Below are 14,448 nucleotides of genomic sequence, written 5' to 3' on the forward strand. Positions count from 1 at the left end.
AGCATCTTCTGCATAGCAAAGGCCATATCAGAGTGAGATATGCGTTCAGACATGCGGCACCCGATACGTTTGAGAGCCGCCAAACAGATCATCGCCAGCAGGCTGCAAAAGACCACTATCAATCAGCCAGCGGCCAACGATGACCGGCACTGTTCGGCAGTCAGGCAATGTGAAATAGACATACCCGCCGCCCTTTTCGACGGCGCGAGTTTCTTGTGAATGTTCACGCACTAGCGTTGCCCCCCCTTCTAGACGAGAAAGAACCGGCTTGGTGAAGCGGGGCATTTTCAATTCCTCTGTCATTCTCTCAACTCCGGACAAATCCATTCAGCTGCACCCGCAGCCCAAGTTCTAAAACTGACGGCGATCTTGTGCCGCCGGCTGAATGACAGCCATCGCAGCAATACGGGCGGTTTCGGCGCGATATGCGGCTTGTTTTCTTCTCCCATCGAGGATTGCCTTCATTTCTTCGATTTCTCTGTTTTCAATCCTGCTAGCTTCTTTGTTGAAGACAGCCCTCACTCTGCGGCGCGTCCACGCACCGTTGCGCTTACTCAAATCTGAATACGCCCGTTCCAGCATGGACTTGATCGTTTCGCGAACACCGCGCTGACCAATGATTTCGTCCAGCAGAGAAGCGGCCATATCGACATCAGTCATCGTCGGCTCCTTGGCTGAAAAATCCACGTTCTTGGATGAAATTCCCACGTTCATGGGTGGCTCCTTTGTTACGTTTCATATCAGCGACGACTTGAGACACAACAGGAGCAACCAGTGCATGGAGCCAGTGGGAAAGATTGCTCTGCGCATACTGAATAAAAACAGACATGCGCAGATACACCGCCAAAGGACGGGAATTGATGGCCGAGACGATCAAACGGGGGAGGAAAACCGCCTCGGCCTCACCGGCGGGAGGAGTGACCGGTGATATGAAACTGAATGATAGGGTCGCGTGGCTCATGCTGCGCGACCTTTAATTTTGTTTGAAATCGGCAGGAAATCGTCACCTGAAAGGGCAACACCTTTTTCAAAGGCCGCTTCAATCAATTTATTAATGTGATTTATTGGGATAACGCCTCCTGTCCCACCTGAGGACTTAGGGCGCATCCAATTAGACACACGAGTTCGATGCACGCCTGCAATTTTAGCTACAGCGCTCGGGCCACCCAAGAGTTTGATTATTTTACAAGCTGGTTCCATGAAATTGCATTGTAGCGATAATAGCAACATATGCAAGGGAATTTGTAGCGATAAACGCAACAGACTATATGGCAACAAATAGCTACAATCATACTATGGCAAGACAAGCATCATACAAAACACCTGCATCTACCCCCATCAATCAGTGGATTCGCGATGCACTTGAGCATTCAGGCATGTCGCAATCAGCGATGGCACGAGAGCTTTTTGCCCGTAAAATCATCTCCGCAGATGATCGCTCTATCGTAAACAAAATGGCTCATGGGCGAGATATCAGCACCAATGAAGCCTTAGCAATCGCTGACATTACGGGCTTCCCAATTCTTCCTGAATCTCATCCTGTCGTTCAGGTGCCGCTCCTGTCTACAGTGAGTGCTGGAGCACTCCTACGTGATGATTTATCTGATGAGGCGCTAAGCACTATCTCTGTTGCTGAGCTTTCTACAGGGGACTGGATCGCGCTGCGTGTCACCGGAGATTCAATGGATCGCATATCACCACCAGAATCCGTCATAGTTATAAATCGAAACGATAAGCGCCTCGTCACTAACGCCTGCTATGTCATCGCTGATCATGAGGGTAATGCGACTTACAAGCGCTTCCGAGCCGACCCAATGAGGTTTGAGCCGGTATCAACCAACCCAGTGCACGAACCAATCTTTCCAGATCACGAGCCTGTAATTATTGGCCGCGTGAAGCGCACAATGCTGGATATGTGAGATTAAGCAATCATCGGCCGTATCTGCGGCCATATAGCACGGAGATAATGCGCGCATGTGGGTAAATTCGTTTGTAAATCGCGGCATTGAAGATGATGACCGAAAGCTGGCGGCGTACGGTGTAGACCCGCTCGCCTCTGAATCTCAGCCTTATTACGTCCGCTGGATAAGACAGGATATAATCGGCATTTTCTACATGCTAAACATGATCGTTGTTTTACTTATCCTTATCGCCATCCCACTTTGGATGATTGCCCTTCGCTAAACGCAAGAGCGCGATATAAATACTTCACCCCATAAACATTACGCCGTGAAATCATCAGAATCTCCGTTCCCACAAACGCCTATCATTCCAGAAAATTAGAACATATCAAGAACGATCTAGCGCAAGCGAACAGATTTTTAACGGACTGTTAAGAACGCACTAGATGTGGTGGCGCGGAGATTTTGGGAGCACAAATAGACACCATGTACTCAATTTTGACGATGCATGTACGATAAGCTACCTAGGCTGCTTTAAAGCGTCGAAAACCAAACACAGCAATTACAATACCGATCAGCGCTATTACAGCGCCGCCAATCCCAATGAACATCGCATCACTGCACTGAATACCCGGACAGCGATAAGCAGCATCGGAAAGCGCAACAAGTGCAATTAATGCGGCAGCGCCTGCCACAAATAGGCCGGTGGCGAACACAGCGATATAAAGCTTCTTCATGCATCACTCCATCGGATACTATATCTAATACAGGACTTCCGAATATAAATGCACTTAAAGCTGCAGTGATTTAGCCGTCTAGAACATATTCAGCTTGCCTTAGAATGATAGCTTGTCTTTCATATAGGCCTCTAATGCCTAATTAACTCTCGCTTTTATCGTTATCGCTGACGATAATTTCAGGTTCTATACAAAAGACCAATTCTGTCAAAACAATAAGTATCAAAACATGCCAGAGCAATATCACCAAGGATATAGAGTTAAAAATGGCTACAGAAACATCACTGGATGTTGCCACAGGCTTAATAATTACAACAATACCACCAACAATAAATAACGCTATCAACCAATAAGTAGCCTTTTTCAAATTACCTCTAGATTTAACCAAAGCTCCTTTTTTTCTATACTTCTCTTCTATACGGTTGAATGCCAAATGAATATTTGCAACAGAAGCAAGCGTAATAGCAAGTATAACCCCTAATATGTTTAAAAACTCATGATTCACAAAATTCTTTAAAAACTCGTTTTTGTCAGATAGGTACTTAGGCTCCACAATAGAAATGATTATTAATGCAACCATTGTGACAAATAAAATTGTATAGCCTGTACATCTATTCATTAGAATATCCTATCTAAAGCGCCTTTAATTCGCTCCCAGTATGTCTTCGATTTCGGTTCCACACCATCTACATCAACATCCTCACTGACAGCATTCTGTGCCGAGTTGTATTTTTGGCCATCCCTAGTGCGAGCCGTAATTTTACCACCACCACGCTCAACATGCGATGCAATTTCATCAAGCTGTGATGTGTCTGTATTGATAACTCCATCACTATGCAAACGTGTTGTGACCCTAGAAACGTTAGCTTCGTCTCGCAAAACACCAAGCTCTTTAGAAAAATCATCTGGACTACCAAACATATTTGGCACTGCCACGTCATAGGTAATCTGATTAATCTTCCCATGATGAGTTTCAGCGAAGACGCTAAATGATCGCTCTTGAATAATAGGGTAAGCATTTATTGAAAATGGCCCGTCAGCTTCCAATCCCCAATCAGACTTAAATAAAGATGCAATAACTGAATCAGGCTTTCCAATATAGTTATTGGCTTCAAAAGCTACCTTTTGACCGTCTAAGTGGTGGCGCGGATCAATCATCAAAAGTGAGGCTTGCCACGATTGTCTCTCCGTCAATGCCAGCCCGTCCCATGGAGCTGTACGCTCAACAATCGACCGGTCACGAGCAACCCAGCCAACAATCACATCCTCATCTATACTCGTTGCAACAGGAAGCTCAGGAACAAAGAAAAAACTATTTCCCTGATGTTGAAAAGTAAAAGTTTTAGAAAAAATGAATCTCAGCCATTCCTCGCGATTATATCTTTCGCCGTTTAGTTTCCTAGGTTCGAAAACATTAAGTTGCTGAGATGTTTTTAATGATAATCGATAAAGATACAGCTTCATTGCGCCCCCACCCAACTGCTAACTCCACACAAGGAATCGGTTTAAACAGCTCGGCGCAAGTAGTCGAGAGATATTTATCTCCGCCTGCCTCAAGCGGGGTTTTTACTGCCAGTAATCTCATAATGCTAAAGGTGTGGTACATTATTTATCTCAGATCATATCGTCTCGTAAAAACTATACTTCTCCCGAGACATCATGCACAAAGCGCCGGTCACTCCGGCGCTTTTTTTTGCACCCTGCTAGTACCATTATAAACCAAATAAACTAAGTATCTCACCCACTGCCTCTATCAAAGCCTGACCAGCTATGAGTAAGTAGATAAGACTCGCAGCCAACAAAAATAGTAATACCCGCCCACCGGTGCGCAATGGGCACAAAGCTCCTGAGCCTATAAGGGCGATTATCACTATAGTCGTGACCTCTGGATAAAACGCCGGTAGCAATAAAATAAATTCCATGCAGCGTTTTTAGCAACCTCTGTGACTGACACAAGATAGATCATAGTGCCGGTCGCCTAGTTTTTCATTTGCACTCACATTGCAGATATATGCAAAATGCCAAGGCTCTCTAATGAGCAACACCTTTGATCACAAACTTGTGATTATTTCTGGACTCTTAAAATCGACTGAATTAGAGTTGGATTAGGTTACGCACTCTCTCATCTTAGCATTCAGAGGGGGCTCTGTAAGGTGGTTAGATTGAGCTGCGTAACCTGCAAAACCTACCCCATAAAACGAAGCCTCGGGTAATACCGAGGCTTTTTATTATGGCGTCTTACCGCCCAAGCATACGCTCTCGTTTACGTTTTAGCTTATCAGCTATGTGTACCCGCTTTAGCATGACATCAACCAACTTCTTTTGATCATACTGGCCAGTCATATATTCGCGAACAGCGGAATTCGCCAAGGCCTGCCCTTCATCGCTTTTCTGCTGAATGAAGGTGGCAGCGCAGATTTGGGAAAGCGCATTATTAATAATCGAAATATCTTTTGGATCGATTACATTCCTCTGAGTAGATTTTAACAATGTAGTATCCTCCAGCCCTCTTAATAGGAGTAGTCCGAAGAGAGCCTAAGGAGGGTAACATGGTTAATGCCCAAACCCTAATTTTCATTTTTCTCTAAAATATCACTGCCCGCCATGTGCGGGCTTTTGCAGCCCTGATTCTAGCATGGCTGGGGTGTGGGGCAAGAACAATTAAAATATTTGTTGCGAAAATCACTACATAACTATTTACATTTGTAGCGATTAGCGCTACATTCAGTCCATCAACAGCGCGAAGAAGCACACGCCGATCCGCTAACCGATGGAGAGAAACATGCGATACCAGTTTTGCACCGATCTGAGCGACAAGGCTCTCGGCATTACACTGTTTCAGGATTTTGAATGTGAAGTCGATGTGTCCCTGATCTGGGATAACGGCGAGCCGGTTCTTGAAGTGAATGCGGTCTACGTTGATGGCGCGAACCTGTCGAAAGGTGAAAGCGCATCGCAGTTTCTCGTCCACATGATCGCTGACAAAGCTGAGCGCGACGACGACCTCCTCACACGTCTCATTGAAGATGAAGAAGTCCGTTTTCCGAGGGCTGCGTAATGGATGAGGAACTCATGACACTCGTCTGGAACGCCTATTGGGATGAAGGCAACACCAAACTCGCACTCGAGCGTGTTGTCCAAGTCGTGCGTGATTACGACAAGACCGCCATGGCGTCAGTCCAAGCTTCATCCGTTACGAAACTCTCTCAGCGCAGAAAGGCAGCATAATGGAAGGCATTATTCAGGATCTCTGCGCCCTCGTCTCCATCATCATCTTCATAACAGTCATGGTCATCTATATCGGAGCTTTGACGTGAATGCGGATTATCAATGGTGGAGCAATCTACTCGACGGCCGGCAAATGCCAATTCACGAAGGAGAGCCTCAGTGTGGGTACTTCAAAATCCGTGACCGGCGCGGACTGAACAAAGATCTGGCGCCAATCAAGCGTCCATTCATTGCGGCAGCCATCTGGAAAGAGCCTGACGGCACTTTCAAAGCAGAGATAGCGGGCCAACCTGTCGAGATCGATCAGGCATGGCCGTATGTCGCCAAATATCCAATCACCTATCACGAATATGCCTACTGGCACGCCAATGAAAAATGGCCGGAGAAAGCAGCATGACACAAGTCACAACTATTCCTGCAGCCAAACAATCACTGATTACCTCAATGGCCTCTCAGTACGGGATGGAGCCAAAGGCTTTCGCAGATACTGTAAAAGCCACCTGTATGCCCAACACGGCAAGCAACGAAGAATTTGCAGCGTTTCTGATGGTAGCCAAAGAATACGGGCTCAATCCGATCACCCGCGAGATTTACGCCTTCCCTAAGAAGGGCGGCGGTGTTCAGCCAATTGTTGGCGTAGATGGCTGGTTCAATCTGATCAACTCACATCCGCAGTGTGACGGCATCGATTTTGAGGATGAGTTTGACGACAAGCGTAATCTGATCGCCGTCAAATGCTCCATCTACCGCAAAGACCGCAATCGTCCGACAGTCGTAACCGAATATATGGATGAATGTAAGCGACCAACAGAGCCATGGCAAAAGTGGCCAAAGCGTATGCTTCGTCACAAAGCTGCAATTCAATGTGCTCGTTACGCTTTCGGCTTTGCAGGGATCATTGATCCGGATGAAGCTGAGCGTTCACCGGAAGTCATTACTCACGCAGTGGTTATGGCTCCGCCGCCAACTATGTCGGCCGAACATGAAGCGCAAACAGATTCATTCGATGGCACAGCTTTCCTCACCGGGCTCGAGGAAGCCCTGTCTGTGGCCGGCGACATTGAAACACTCGAAGATATCTGGTCGTCACACGACCCGCTGTCAGTTCTCGAAGGTGATGATCATGCGCAGGATGTCGCTCTTAAAATCAAAGAGCGCTGCCTTGCTGCAATCAATACAAGAGCCGCAGCATGAGCAGATGGACACTCATACTCCATAATGATCTGACGGTTCAAAAGGCCATCAACTGGCTACGCAAAGCACCACGAGGCATGCGTATTGATTTCAAAATGCCAAAGCGCACCACGCCACAAAATGACCGCATGTGGGCAATGCTAACGGATATCGCGGCCGTCATGCGTAAGCGCGGCAAAGATTACACAACTGACGAATGGAAAGTCATTTTCATGCATGCTTGTTGCCGTGAAATGCGGTTACTGCCAGCGCTCGATGGTCATGGCTTCATTCCATATGGGCAATCATCATCCGATCTCAGTAAGCAAGAAATGACCGATCTGATTGAATTCATATCGGCCTGGGGTGCTGAGAACAGTGTGGTTTTCAATGATGAAAGGAGAGCAGCATGATGCAGACTGTTTCGCTTACCGCTCCTTATGAGTTTCGTCGCAGTAAAAAGCTGGCACTTGCTCATATCCGCTCAACAACTGAATTGAGAAACGCACCGGAAGTATTGGCCAACCGTCAAAAGCGCCTGAACGACCGAATCTCCGATATTCTGGCTGATGAACTGGCTGCAGCTTTATCGACCCTCAACTTTAATGAGGTTCATTCATGAGCAAGCGCATGGAGTTCTCTCGTAAGGACAAGGCAAAGATCATCACCCGTGCAAACGGCAAGTGTGAAAAATGTTCTGCCATGCTCAAAATCGGGGAAGGCGAAGTGGATCATATTCTGCCTTGCGCTCTTGGTGGCGAAGCAACAGTTGCCAATGGCCGCCTGCTCTGCCGAGTTTGTCATGTTGAAAAGACCGCCGGTGACATCAAAGCAATTCGCAAATCTGACCGGCAGCGTGACAAAGCCAATGGTGCAGTAAGGCCGAAGTCTGCACTGGCGGGCCGGAAACGACCAAAGCCGGCACTCACAAAAACACTGCCACCACGCCCAATGTATATAACCGCAGGGGATGCAACCGCGGCACAAGGAGGTCGGGAATGAAATCTATTGCCTCAAAGAACATCCCGCGCCTTGGCCTCAACCGATCAGAAGTTGCACTAGCTCTCGGCGTCGCTCCGAATACTGTCGATGCTATGGTCAAAGAAGGCGTACTGCCGCAACCACGTGTCTGGCATTCCCGCAAGTTCTGGCGTGTAACCGAGATTGATGCAGCAATGAACGAATGGCCGACCGCAGAGAGACAGGAGACTGATGCGTCGCAATGGCGCGCATCCACCTGAAACCATGACAAAACTCAACCTGCCTTACATCGAGCGCAATGTCTCACGGCACCATAAAGTACGTTATTATTACCGCTTTGAAGGAAAGCGCATTGCCCGCCTGCCGGACAATCCTGAAAGCCCGGAGTTTACAACTGAGTACTGGCGCATCCGAAACGGCATAAATGACGGAACCGGAGTACAAAGAGCTTTCAGCGCATCGGACAACCCGCGCCTTGGAACACTCCATCACCTGTGCATCAATTATCTGCAGTCCACCTCTTTCAAGACGTTGGATAAAACCACACAGGCCAAGCGGCGGGCAATTATTGACAGTATGCTGCTGGAAAAGCTCTCACCGAACAGCCCCCTTATATTTGCCAATATGCCGGCCAGCGAGCTTGATGTAAGCAATATTGAGGTATTGCGCGACCGCAAGAAAGACACACCTTTTGCGGCTGATGAGCGTCTGAAAATCCTGCGTCAGATATTTGAAGCAGGCATTCCCAAACTAGTTAAACAAAACCATGCAAAGCTAGTGAAATCATTCAGGAAAAAGACCGAGGGTCACGCTACCCTGCACTCAGATGATATCGCGAAATACATCACGAAGCACGGCGTGAAATCAAAGGCCGTATTAGCCCTGACCATCCTTATGTACACCGGTGTCCGTGTCTCTGATCTGGCATTGATGGGACCGCGCCACAGACGCGGCGACATCATAAGCCTGCGTGTATTCAAAAACCGTAACCGCAATCCGGTAGTCCTAGATTTACCGGTGCATCCTATTCTCGATGCCGTATTGAATATGCACCCTGCAAATACTGAAACCTATGTAACCACAGACCACGGGAAGTCATTCAGCATTAAAGGCCTCGGCAATCGTATCTCTGACTGGTTCACGCAAGCAGGCCTGCCCCATCTGACAGCGCACAGCGTCCGCAAAGGACTGGCAACGAACATTGCTGAGAATGAAGCAACTGATTTGATGCTTGAAGGAATGTTCGGATGGAAGGACAGCAAAACGTCCAAAATTTATACCAGAAGCGCTCAACGCTCGAAGCTGGCAAGACAGGCTGTTTCTAAGATCGACTGGGGAAGTTTAAACAGCGTTCTGCCACACCCAAATTCGGGTGAGGAGTTCCGCGATAAAAACAAGGAAAAATAAATGAGCTATTTCAGCTACTTAAACTACCAAAGTGTGGCAGTTGGAGGCCTCGCCCGGAATCGAACCGGGGTGCAAGGATTTGCAGTCCTCTGCGTAACCACTCCGCCACGAGGCCATCCGTATGTGGTTGAGTGCTGAATAGGTTAAGCCGCATGACTCGTCAAGTACCCCCGCCATGCTTTCCGTGAAATTTTAAATTTCCTATCAAAATAATGCAGATAGCCGGGATTTTATTCACGGCACATACAATAATCACTCAGAAAAATCCGGCTACTCCTGCTGCTCCGCCTTCTCTGCTTTCTTGCGCGCTCTGTATTCACGCCACCGGCGCAGCAAACCAACTTCAGATTTGCGCCTGATCCGTCTTATGCGGCTGGAATCACGGGAAAGGATGATCAGCCCCAGCGGCAGCATCCAAACGCCGAGCACCGGCAAAAAGCTAAATACGCCACCGACAATAAGCCCGCCGCCGAGGATACGCCTGAGCCAGACAGACTGCGGGAGCGGTAAATGTTTCCCGAACAATCTGATCCGGTGCTGCGTAGCAGCCTCCCCGCTTTCAGTACTCTGATATTCTGCAGCATTATTTGTATCAGCATCCGGTTTCAGCAATCTGTCTGCCCTGCCTGCACTCTCTCTGTTTATATGAACCCTTATATAAGTGTCCTTTTGTTCAAAAAAATACCACTTCCGTCAAAGCTGCATTTTTCTGAAAATTACGACTGCTGTGAATGTGATTATGCAATGCATTCCGCCAAGCTGCGGAATCAGAGCGCATAATCATTGCTCCTGATTCCACAGTTTATTGCGCGCACCAGCAACTCTAAGATGTTGGAAACACTCAAAGCAGCGTCTTTAAACTGCGATATTTCAGATTTTAACACCTGAAATGCATATCTCATCCACAGTTCCGCTAAAAAGTTGATTGAAAAGCGAAAAAGGGCTTGGCAAAACCAAAATGCTTTTGCTATACGCCAAATCGCTGAAAGCAAGAGCACCTGTTCCTCGGTAGCTCAGCGGTAGAGCAACCGGCTGTTAACCGGTTGGTCGCTGGTTCGAATCCGGCCCGGGGAGCCACTCTTTTCTCATAAAGAGCGTGCATAAAATTTCCAAAAGCTAAAATCAGAAATGCCTGTACTGCGTATAGTAGCGCTCGTTTTCACGCATCATCTAATTATTTGAAATAAATGATTTTTATCATTTTCAGATGATGGTCGCTGTCTTTCAAACTGAAAAACAATACTCCTTGTCATAAATCTGCTTTTTTCCTGTACAATATCAAAATTAGGGCTTGGCAAGAGCATTTTGCGTTGCTATACGGCTGTCATTGCAAATGCAGAGCAACTATTCCTCGGTAGCTCAGCGGTAGAGCAACCGGCTGTTAACCGGTTGGTCGCTGGTTCGAATCCGGCCCGGGGAGCCACTCTTCTTTAAGAGTTTCAATCTGCATAAATCACCCAATCAAAACTATCTTAATTCTATTACTCAAAGTTTTTCGACGCGTATAAAATACGTTTCGCCAGAGACTTCGTAAAATCTCCGGCGAATCCGTCACATTTAAGCGTCCGGTTCGCGTAGCCGGTAGCCAACCCCTGTCTCTGTCAGAATATAAAATGGCTGATCGGGCGAATCTTCGAGTTTCTGACGCAACTGGCGCACATAAACGCGCAGATATTGCACATCACTCATGCCGCCCCAGATCTGATTGAGAATATAGCTATGCGTCAGCACTTTGCCTGCGTGCTGCACCATGATGCGTAAAATATCATATTCTTTCGGCGAGAGCTTAATCTCCTGCCCTTTGAGCCGCACGATACGCTTCACCAGATCAACCGACAGCTCGCCGGTTTGGAAGACCGGCTTTTCGCCCTGCTCCTGCAATTTATGACGCAGAGCCACGCGGATTCGTGCTGCCAGCTCTTTCATGCCAAATGGCTTGGTCACATAATCATCCGCACCAAGCTCGAGCGCTTTGACGATTCCACTTTCATCTGTGCGGCTGGAAAGAATAATCACAGGCAGATCAATCAGTTCCGAGCGCCACAACGTCAGAAGATCATGACCGGACATATCCGGCAGACCGAGATCCAGCAGCACCAGATCAGGCCGGTCATCGCGCATAATCTCTCGGGCGATGGCCGCTGATGGTGCCTCAAGGATCAAAAAACCTTCCGTCCCCAGCCCGACGCGCAAAAGTTTACGGATTGGCGGCTCATCGTCCACCACCAGGATTTTGACAATATTCTGTGTCATCGGGGAGATAATCCCTCTTCTGTTCCGCTCATCATTTCAGCGCAGCTGCTAAGCGGTAATCGGATTGTAAAAACAGCACCACTGCGACCGCCGTGATCGCTGCGATTGGCCGCTGTAATGGTGCCGCCCATCGCCTCTGTAAAGCCCTTGCAGATTGCCAGCCCAAGTCCTGTACCGGCACGCACCTGATCGGTTTTGCGCACACGGTAGAAACTGTCGAAAATCCGCATTTCATCACCCGCCGGTATGCCCGCGCCCTCATCACTGATGCGCAGCACGATGTCACCCTGCTCAGCCTGCCCCTGAATATAAACCAGACTGCCTTCCGGCGCGTATTTAGCTGCATTGTCCAGCAAGTTGAACAACACCTGCTCAAACAAAACCGGATCAAGCTTCAGCATCGGCAGATCGGCGGCAATATCGGTTTCAACACGGTGATGTTGCAGAATTTTCGCGGCACGTTTCAAAGCACTGCCGACAATATCGCCCAAATAATGCAAAGATTTATTCGGCTGCATGGCACCTGATTCAATCCGCGTCATATCCAGTAAATTGGCGATAAAGCGGTTGAGCCGCTCTGACTCATCCACCACGGTGGTCAGCAATTCAGCACGGTCAGTATCGGGCAGAGAGCCGGAATAGCTCTTCAATGTGTCTGCAGCGCCAAGAATGGCAGCGAGCGGCGTTTTCAGGTCATGAGAGATCGACGTCAGCAAAGCCGAGCGCAACCGGTCTGCCTCAACAGCAAGCTGCGCGCGATCCAGATCATCCACCAGTTGGATACGCGCAATCGCCAGTGCCGCCTGCTCTGCCAGTGCATCAAACAACCGTTGCTGCTCCGGCGTCAGGATAGGCCCTTGCCGGTCATCATCCAGCCCGACCACACCAATTGTATTACCGACAGCACGCAACGGCAGATAAAGGCGCTTGGCACCAGGCAATGTGTCTGCTCCTCGTCCTGCAGGATGGTCATGTTCCCATGCCCAGCGGGCAGCAGCAATATCGGCATCGGCCAGCGTATCATCCGGCGGATAACCGGCACGCACGGAAATAGACGTATTGGCTGTACCTTCATCCGGCAACAGCACCACCACACGCACTTTGAGCAGCGCCGCAATCTGATAGACCGTTGCCCAGAGCACATCTTCCAGCGTTCCGGCACCGGCCAACTTTTTACTGAACTGATAAAGCCCTTCCATTGTTCTGGCACGGTTGCGCGCCGCAGCTGCCTGTCGCTGCACACGCGCTGTCAGATTACTGGCGACCAGCGCCACACAAATGAAGAATGCCAGTGCAATCACACTCTCCGGCCCTGCAATATGCAAAGTGTAGAGCGGCGGCAGGAAGAAGAAATTGAAAACAAGTGCACTGACCAGTGAAGCGAACAAGGCAGGCCGCAGCCCCGAAGCTACAGCTGTCGCCAGCACCGCCATCAGAAACACCAACGCGATATTGCGCACATCCAGCACATGATCGAGCAAAGTACCAACAACCAGCGCAATCGCGATATAGCCAAGGCTCAGCAGATAAGGCCGTAGCGAAAATGCTTTTTCCTCAGCGGTCGCCACTTGCCGCACCGGCGCAGCTTCCTGCTGAGTGCCGGAAATAATATGGATACTGAGATTACCGGCCTTACGGATCAGGTCGTGCGAGACTGACCCTTCAAACATTTCACGCAGACGCGATTTATTCGGCTTACCGATTACGATATGGCTGAAATTATGCGCCAAGGCATAATTGATAATGTCTTGTGCCACATCATGGCCGGTCAGCGTAATAATTTCACCGCCGAGCTGTTCCGCCAGTCGTGAGGTGGCGGCAATACGGTCCTTCTCTTCTTCCGAGAGCGTTGCCGCGCGGGATGTCTCCACATAGAGCGCTGTCCACGGCGTACGCAGCCGGTCGGCCTGTCTGCGGGCATAGCGGATCAGTGCTGCACCATGCGGCTGCTCGTCAATACAAACCAGCACACGCTCGCCTGCCGACCACGGCCCTGAAATAGCATTGGCCTGCATATGGCTCAGCAGCTGATCGTCGACACGCTGCGCCGTGCGCCGCAAGGCAAGTTCGCGCAAGGCTGTGAGATTACCGGCAGAAAAGTAATTCTGTGTCGCGCGTTTCGCCGTCTTGGGCAGATAGACCTTGCCTTCTTTCAGGCGTTTAATCAGGTCTTCCGGTGTAATATCAACAATCTCGATATCATCAGCGCGGTCGATAATACTGTCCGGCACAGTCTCACGCACGCGGATACGGGTGATCTGCGCCACCACATCATTGAGGCTCTCGACATGCTGGATATTCAGCGTGGTATAAACATCAATCCCGTTGGCAAGCAGTTCCTCAACATCGAGATAGCGCTTGGGGTGCCTGCTACCCGGAGCGTTGGTATGCGCCAGCTCATCCACCAGTACCAGCTTTGGGCGGCGTGTCAGCACAGCGTCGAGATCCATCTCCTCCAGCACATGGCCTTTATAATCGACACGCGCACGGGGAATGATCTCATAGCCTTCGGTCAGAGCCTGTGTTTCCTGACGACCATGCGTCTCGACAACCCCGATCACCACATCCTCGCCGTCAGCCAGCAGGCTGCGGCCGGACATCAGCATTTCATAGGTTTTACCAACGCCCGGAGCCGCCCCGAGAAAAATCTTGAGGCGGCCGCGTGTTTCCTGTTCGGCTTTGGCGAGCAGCGCATCCGGCGACGGTCTGTTGTCACCATTGCGCATACTTTCCTGCAGCTGACTGTCATCATTCATCAATTATGATCC

22 protein-coding genes and 3 tRNA genes are annotated in these 14,448 nt (G+C 49.2%); 13 read left to right on the top strand and 12 right to left on the bottom strand.

Annotation, left to right across the window (positions count from 1 at the left end; all coding sequences use genetic code 11):
• Window positions 1-45: 45 nt before the first annotated feature.
• The 4 genes from K1X45_RS02750 to K1X45_RS02765 are packed head-to-tail and all read right to left on the bottom strand — an operon-like array spanning window position 46 to window position 1,200.
• Window positions 46-303 (bottom strand): hypothetical protein, encoded by a 258-nt coding sequence (locus K1X45_RS02750; protein ID WP_220159772.1) that lies wholly within the window; start codon window positions 301-303, stop codon window positions 46-48.
• A gap of 48 nt (window positions 304-351) precedes the next feature.
• Window positions 352-660, bottom strand: a complete 309-nt coding sequence (locus K1X45_RS02755) for a hypothetical protein (RefSeq protein ID WP_147245607.1) — start codon at window positions 658-660, stop codon at window positions 352-354.
• Window positions 653-961 (bottom strand): hypothetical protein, encoded by a 309-nt coding sequence (locus K1X45_RS02760; RefSeq protein WP_220159773.1) that lies wholly within the window; start codon window positions 959-961, stop codon window positions 653-655. The genes K1X45_RS02755 and K1X45_RS02760 overlap by 8 nt, the downstream gene beginning before the upstream one ends.
• Complete coding sequence (locus tag K1X45_RS02765) at window positions 958-1,200, bottom strand: hypothetical protein (protein ID WP_220159774.1); 243 nt, start codon at window positions 1,198-1,200, stop codon at window positions 958-960. Before K1X45_RS02765 ends, K1X45_RS02760 begins: the two co-directional genes overlap by 4 nt.
• Before the next feature lie 68 nt (window positions 1,201-1,268).
• On the opposite strand from K1X45_RS02765, the gene K1X45_RS02770 reads away from it, so the two are divergent.
• Window positions 1,269-1,919, top strand: a complete 651-nt coding sequence (locus K1X45_RS02770) for a LexA family transcriptional regulator (protein ID WP_139316429.1) — start codon at window positions 1,269-1,271, stop codon at window positions 1,917-1,919.
• A gap of 55 nt (window positions 1,920-1,974) precedes the next feature.
• Complete coding sequence (locus tag K1X45_RS02775) at window positions 1,975-2,184, top strand: hypothetical protein (RefSeq protein ID WP_220159775.1); 210 nt, start codon at window positions 1,975-1,977, stop codon at window positions 2,182-2,184.
• 241 nt (window positions 2,185-2,425) lie between these two features.
• Here K1X45_RS02775 and K1X45_RS02780 read toward each other — a convergent pair whose 3' ends face one another.
• From K1X45_RS02780 to K1X45_RS02795, 4 genes are all read right to left on the bottom strand, one after another.
• Complete coding sequence (locus K1X45_RS02780; protein WP_220159776.1) at window positions 2,426-2,638, bottom strand: hypothetical protein; 213 nt, start codon at window positions 2,636-2,638, stop codon at window positions 2,426-2,428.
• Window positions 2,639-2,780: 142 nt separating this feature from the next.
• Window positions 2,781-3,257, bottom strand: a complete 477-nt coding sequence (locus K1X45_RS02785) for a hypothetical protein (RefSeq protein ID WP_220159777.1) — start codon at window positions 3,255-3,257, stop codon at window positions 2,781-2,783.
• Window positions 3,257-4,102, bottom strand: coding sequence for a hypothetical protein (locus K1X45_RS02790; protein ID WP_220159778.1), 846 nt, complete (start codon window positions 4,100-4,102; stop codon window positions 3,257-3,259). The genes K1X45_RS02785 and K1X45_RS02790 overlap by 1 nt, the downstream gene beginning before the upstream one ends.
• Window positions 4,103-4,876: 774 nt before the next feature.
• Window positions 4,877-5,128: a hypothetical protein gene (locus K1X45_RS02795; RefSeq protein ID WP_220159779.1), complete on the bottom strand. Its 252-nt coding sequence runs from the start codon at window positions 5,126-5,128 to the stop codon at window positions 4,877-4,879.
• Between the two features lie 292 nt (window positions 5,129-5,420).
• On the opposite strand from K1X45_RS02795, the gene K1X45_RS02800 reads away from it, so the two are divergent.
• The 9 genes from K1X45_RS02800 to K1X45_RS02840 all read left to right on the top strand — a co-directional run bounded on the left by K1X45_RS02800 (window position 5,421) and on the right by K1X45_RS02840 (window position 9,427).
• Window positions 5,421-5,696 carry a hypothetical protein gene (locus K1X45_RS02800; protein WP_220159780.1) on the top strand — a complete coding sequence of 92 codons (276 nt, stop codon included), beginning with the start codon at window positions 5,421-5,423 and terminating at the stop codon, window positions 5,694-5,696.
• Window positions 5,696-5,866 (top strand): hypothetical protein, encoded by a 171-nt coding sequence (locus K1X45_RS02805; protein ID WP_220159781.1) that lies wholly within the window; start codon window positions 5,696-5,698, stop codon window positions 5,864-5,866. Before K1X45_RS02800 ends, K1X45_RS02805 begins: the two co-directional genes overlap by 1 nt.
• 85 nt (window positions 5,867-5,951) lie before the next feature.
• A complete protein-coding gene (locus tag K1X45_RS02810; RefSeq protein ID WP_220159782.1) occupies window positions 5,952-6,263 on the top strand; it encodes a hypothetical protein in 312 nt (103 codons plus the stop codon).
• Window positions 6,260-7,060 (top strand): phage recombination protein Bet, encoded by an 801-nt coding sequence (gene bet, locus K1X45_RS02815; RefSeq protein WP_220159783.1) that lies wholly within the window; start codon window positions 6,260-6,262, stop codon window positions 7,058-7,060. The genes K1X45_RS02810 and bet overlap by 4 nt, the downstream gene beginning before the upstream one ends.
• On the top strand, window positions 7,057-7,452 hold the full coding sequence (locus tag K1X45_RS02820) for a recombination protein NinB (RefSeq protein WP_220159784.1): 396 nt from the start codon (window positions 7,057-7,059) through the stop codon (window positions 7,450-7,452). The genes bet and K1X45_RS02820 overlap by 4 nt, the downstream gene beginning before the upstream one ends.
• The gene (locus K1X45_RS02825) at window positions 7,449-7,661 is read left to right on the top strand and encodes a hypothetical protein (protein WP_220159785.1); all 213 of its coding nucleotides are present in this window, start codon (window positions 7,449-7,451) and stop codon (window positions 7,659-7,661) included. Before K1X45_RS02820 ends, K1X45_RS02825 begins: the two co-directional genes overlap by 4 nt.
• Window positions 7,658-8,041, top strand: a complete 384-nt coding sequence (locus tag K1X45_RS02830) for an HNH endonuclease (RefSeq protein WP_220159786.1) — start codon at window positions 7,658-7,660, stop codon at window positions 8,039-8,041. Before K1X45_RS02825 ends, K1X45_RS02830 begins: the two co-directional genes overlap by 4 nt.
• Window positions 8,038-8,280, top strand: coding sequence for a hypothetical protein (locus tag K1X45_RS02835; RefSeq protein ID WP_220159787.1), 243 nt, complete (start codon window positions 8,038-8,040; stop codon window positions 8,278-8,280). The genes K1X45_RS02830 and K1X45_RS02835 overlap by 4 nt, the downstream gene beginning before the upstream one ends.
• The gene (locus K1X45_RS02840) at window positions 8,252-9,427 is read left to right on the top strand and encodes a tyrosine-type recombinase/integrase (protein WP_220159788.1); all 1,176 of its coding nucleotides are present in this window, start codon (window positions 8,252-8,254) and stop codon (window positions 9,425-9,427) included. Before K1X45_RS02835 ends, K1X45_RS02840 begins: the two co-directional genes overlap by 29 nt.
• 41 nt (window positions 9,428-9,468) lie before the next feature.
• On the opposite strand, the gene K1X45_RS02845 is transcribed toward K1X45_RS02840, so the two are convergent.
• Both K1X45_RS02845 and K1X45_RS02850 read right to left on the bottom strand, forming a co-directional pair.
• Window positions 9,469-9,542: transfer RNA gene (locus K1X45_RS02845), tRNA-Cys, on the bottom strand.
• Window positions 9,543-9,697: 155 nt separating this feature from the next.
• Window positions 9,698-9,958 carry a hypothetical protein gene (locus K1X45_RS02850; protein ID WP_151159367.1) on the bottom strand — a complete coding sequence of 87 codons (261 nt, stop codon included), beginning with the start codon at window positions 9,956-9,958 and terminating at the stop codon, window positions 9,698-9,700.
• Window positions 9,959-10,429: 471 nt separating this feature from the next.
• Between K1X45_RS02850 and K1X45_RS02855 the strand changes: the two genes are divergently transcribed.
• Both K1X45_RS02855 and K1X45_RS02860 read left to right on the top strand, forming a co-directional pair.
• Window positions 10,430-10,504, top strand: a tRNA-Asn gene (locus K1X45_RS02855).
• A gap of 271 nt (window positions 10,505-10,775) precedes the next feature.
• Window positions 10,776-10,850, top strand: a tRNA-Asn gene (locus K1X45_RS02860).
• Window positions 10,851-10,984: 134 nt separating this feature from the next.
• Here K1X45_RS02860 and K1X45_RS02865 read toward each other — a convergent pair.
• Both K1X45_RS02865 and K1X45_RS02870 read right to left on the bottom strand, forming a co-directional pair.
• The gene (locus tag K1X45_RS02865; protein ID WP_122092817.1) at window positions 10,985-11,680 is read right to left on the bottom strand and encodes a response regulator transcription factor; all 696 of its coding nucleotides are present in this window, start codon (window positions 11,678-11,680) and stop codon (window positions 10,985-10,987) included.
• The gene (locus K1X45_RS02870; RefSeq protein ID WP_220159789.1) at window positions 11,677-14,436 is read right to left on the bottom strand and encodes a sensor histidine kinase KdpD; all 2,760 of its coding nucleotides are present in this window, start codon (window positions 14,434-14,436) and stop codon (window positions 11,677-11,679) included. The genes K1X45_RS02865 and K1X45_RS02870 overlap by 4 nt, the downstream gene beginning before the upstream one ends.
• Window positions 14,437-14,448: the final 12 nt, after the last annotated feature.

The organism is Pseudochrobactrum sp. Wa41.01b-1 (assembly GCF_019464455.1).
GTDB lineage: Bacteria > Pseudomonadota > Alphaproteobacteria > Rhizobiales > Rhizobiaceae > Pseudochrobactrum > Pseudochrobactrum saccharolyticum.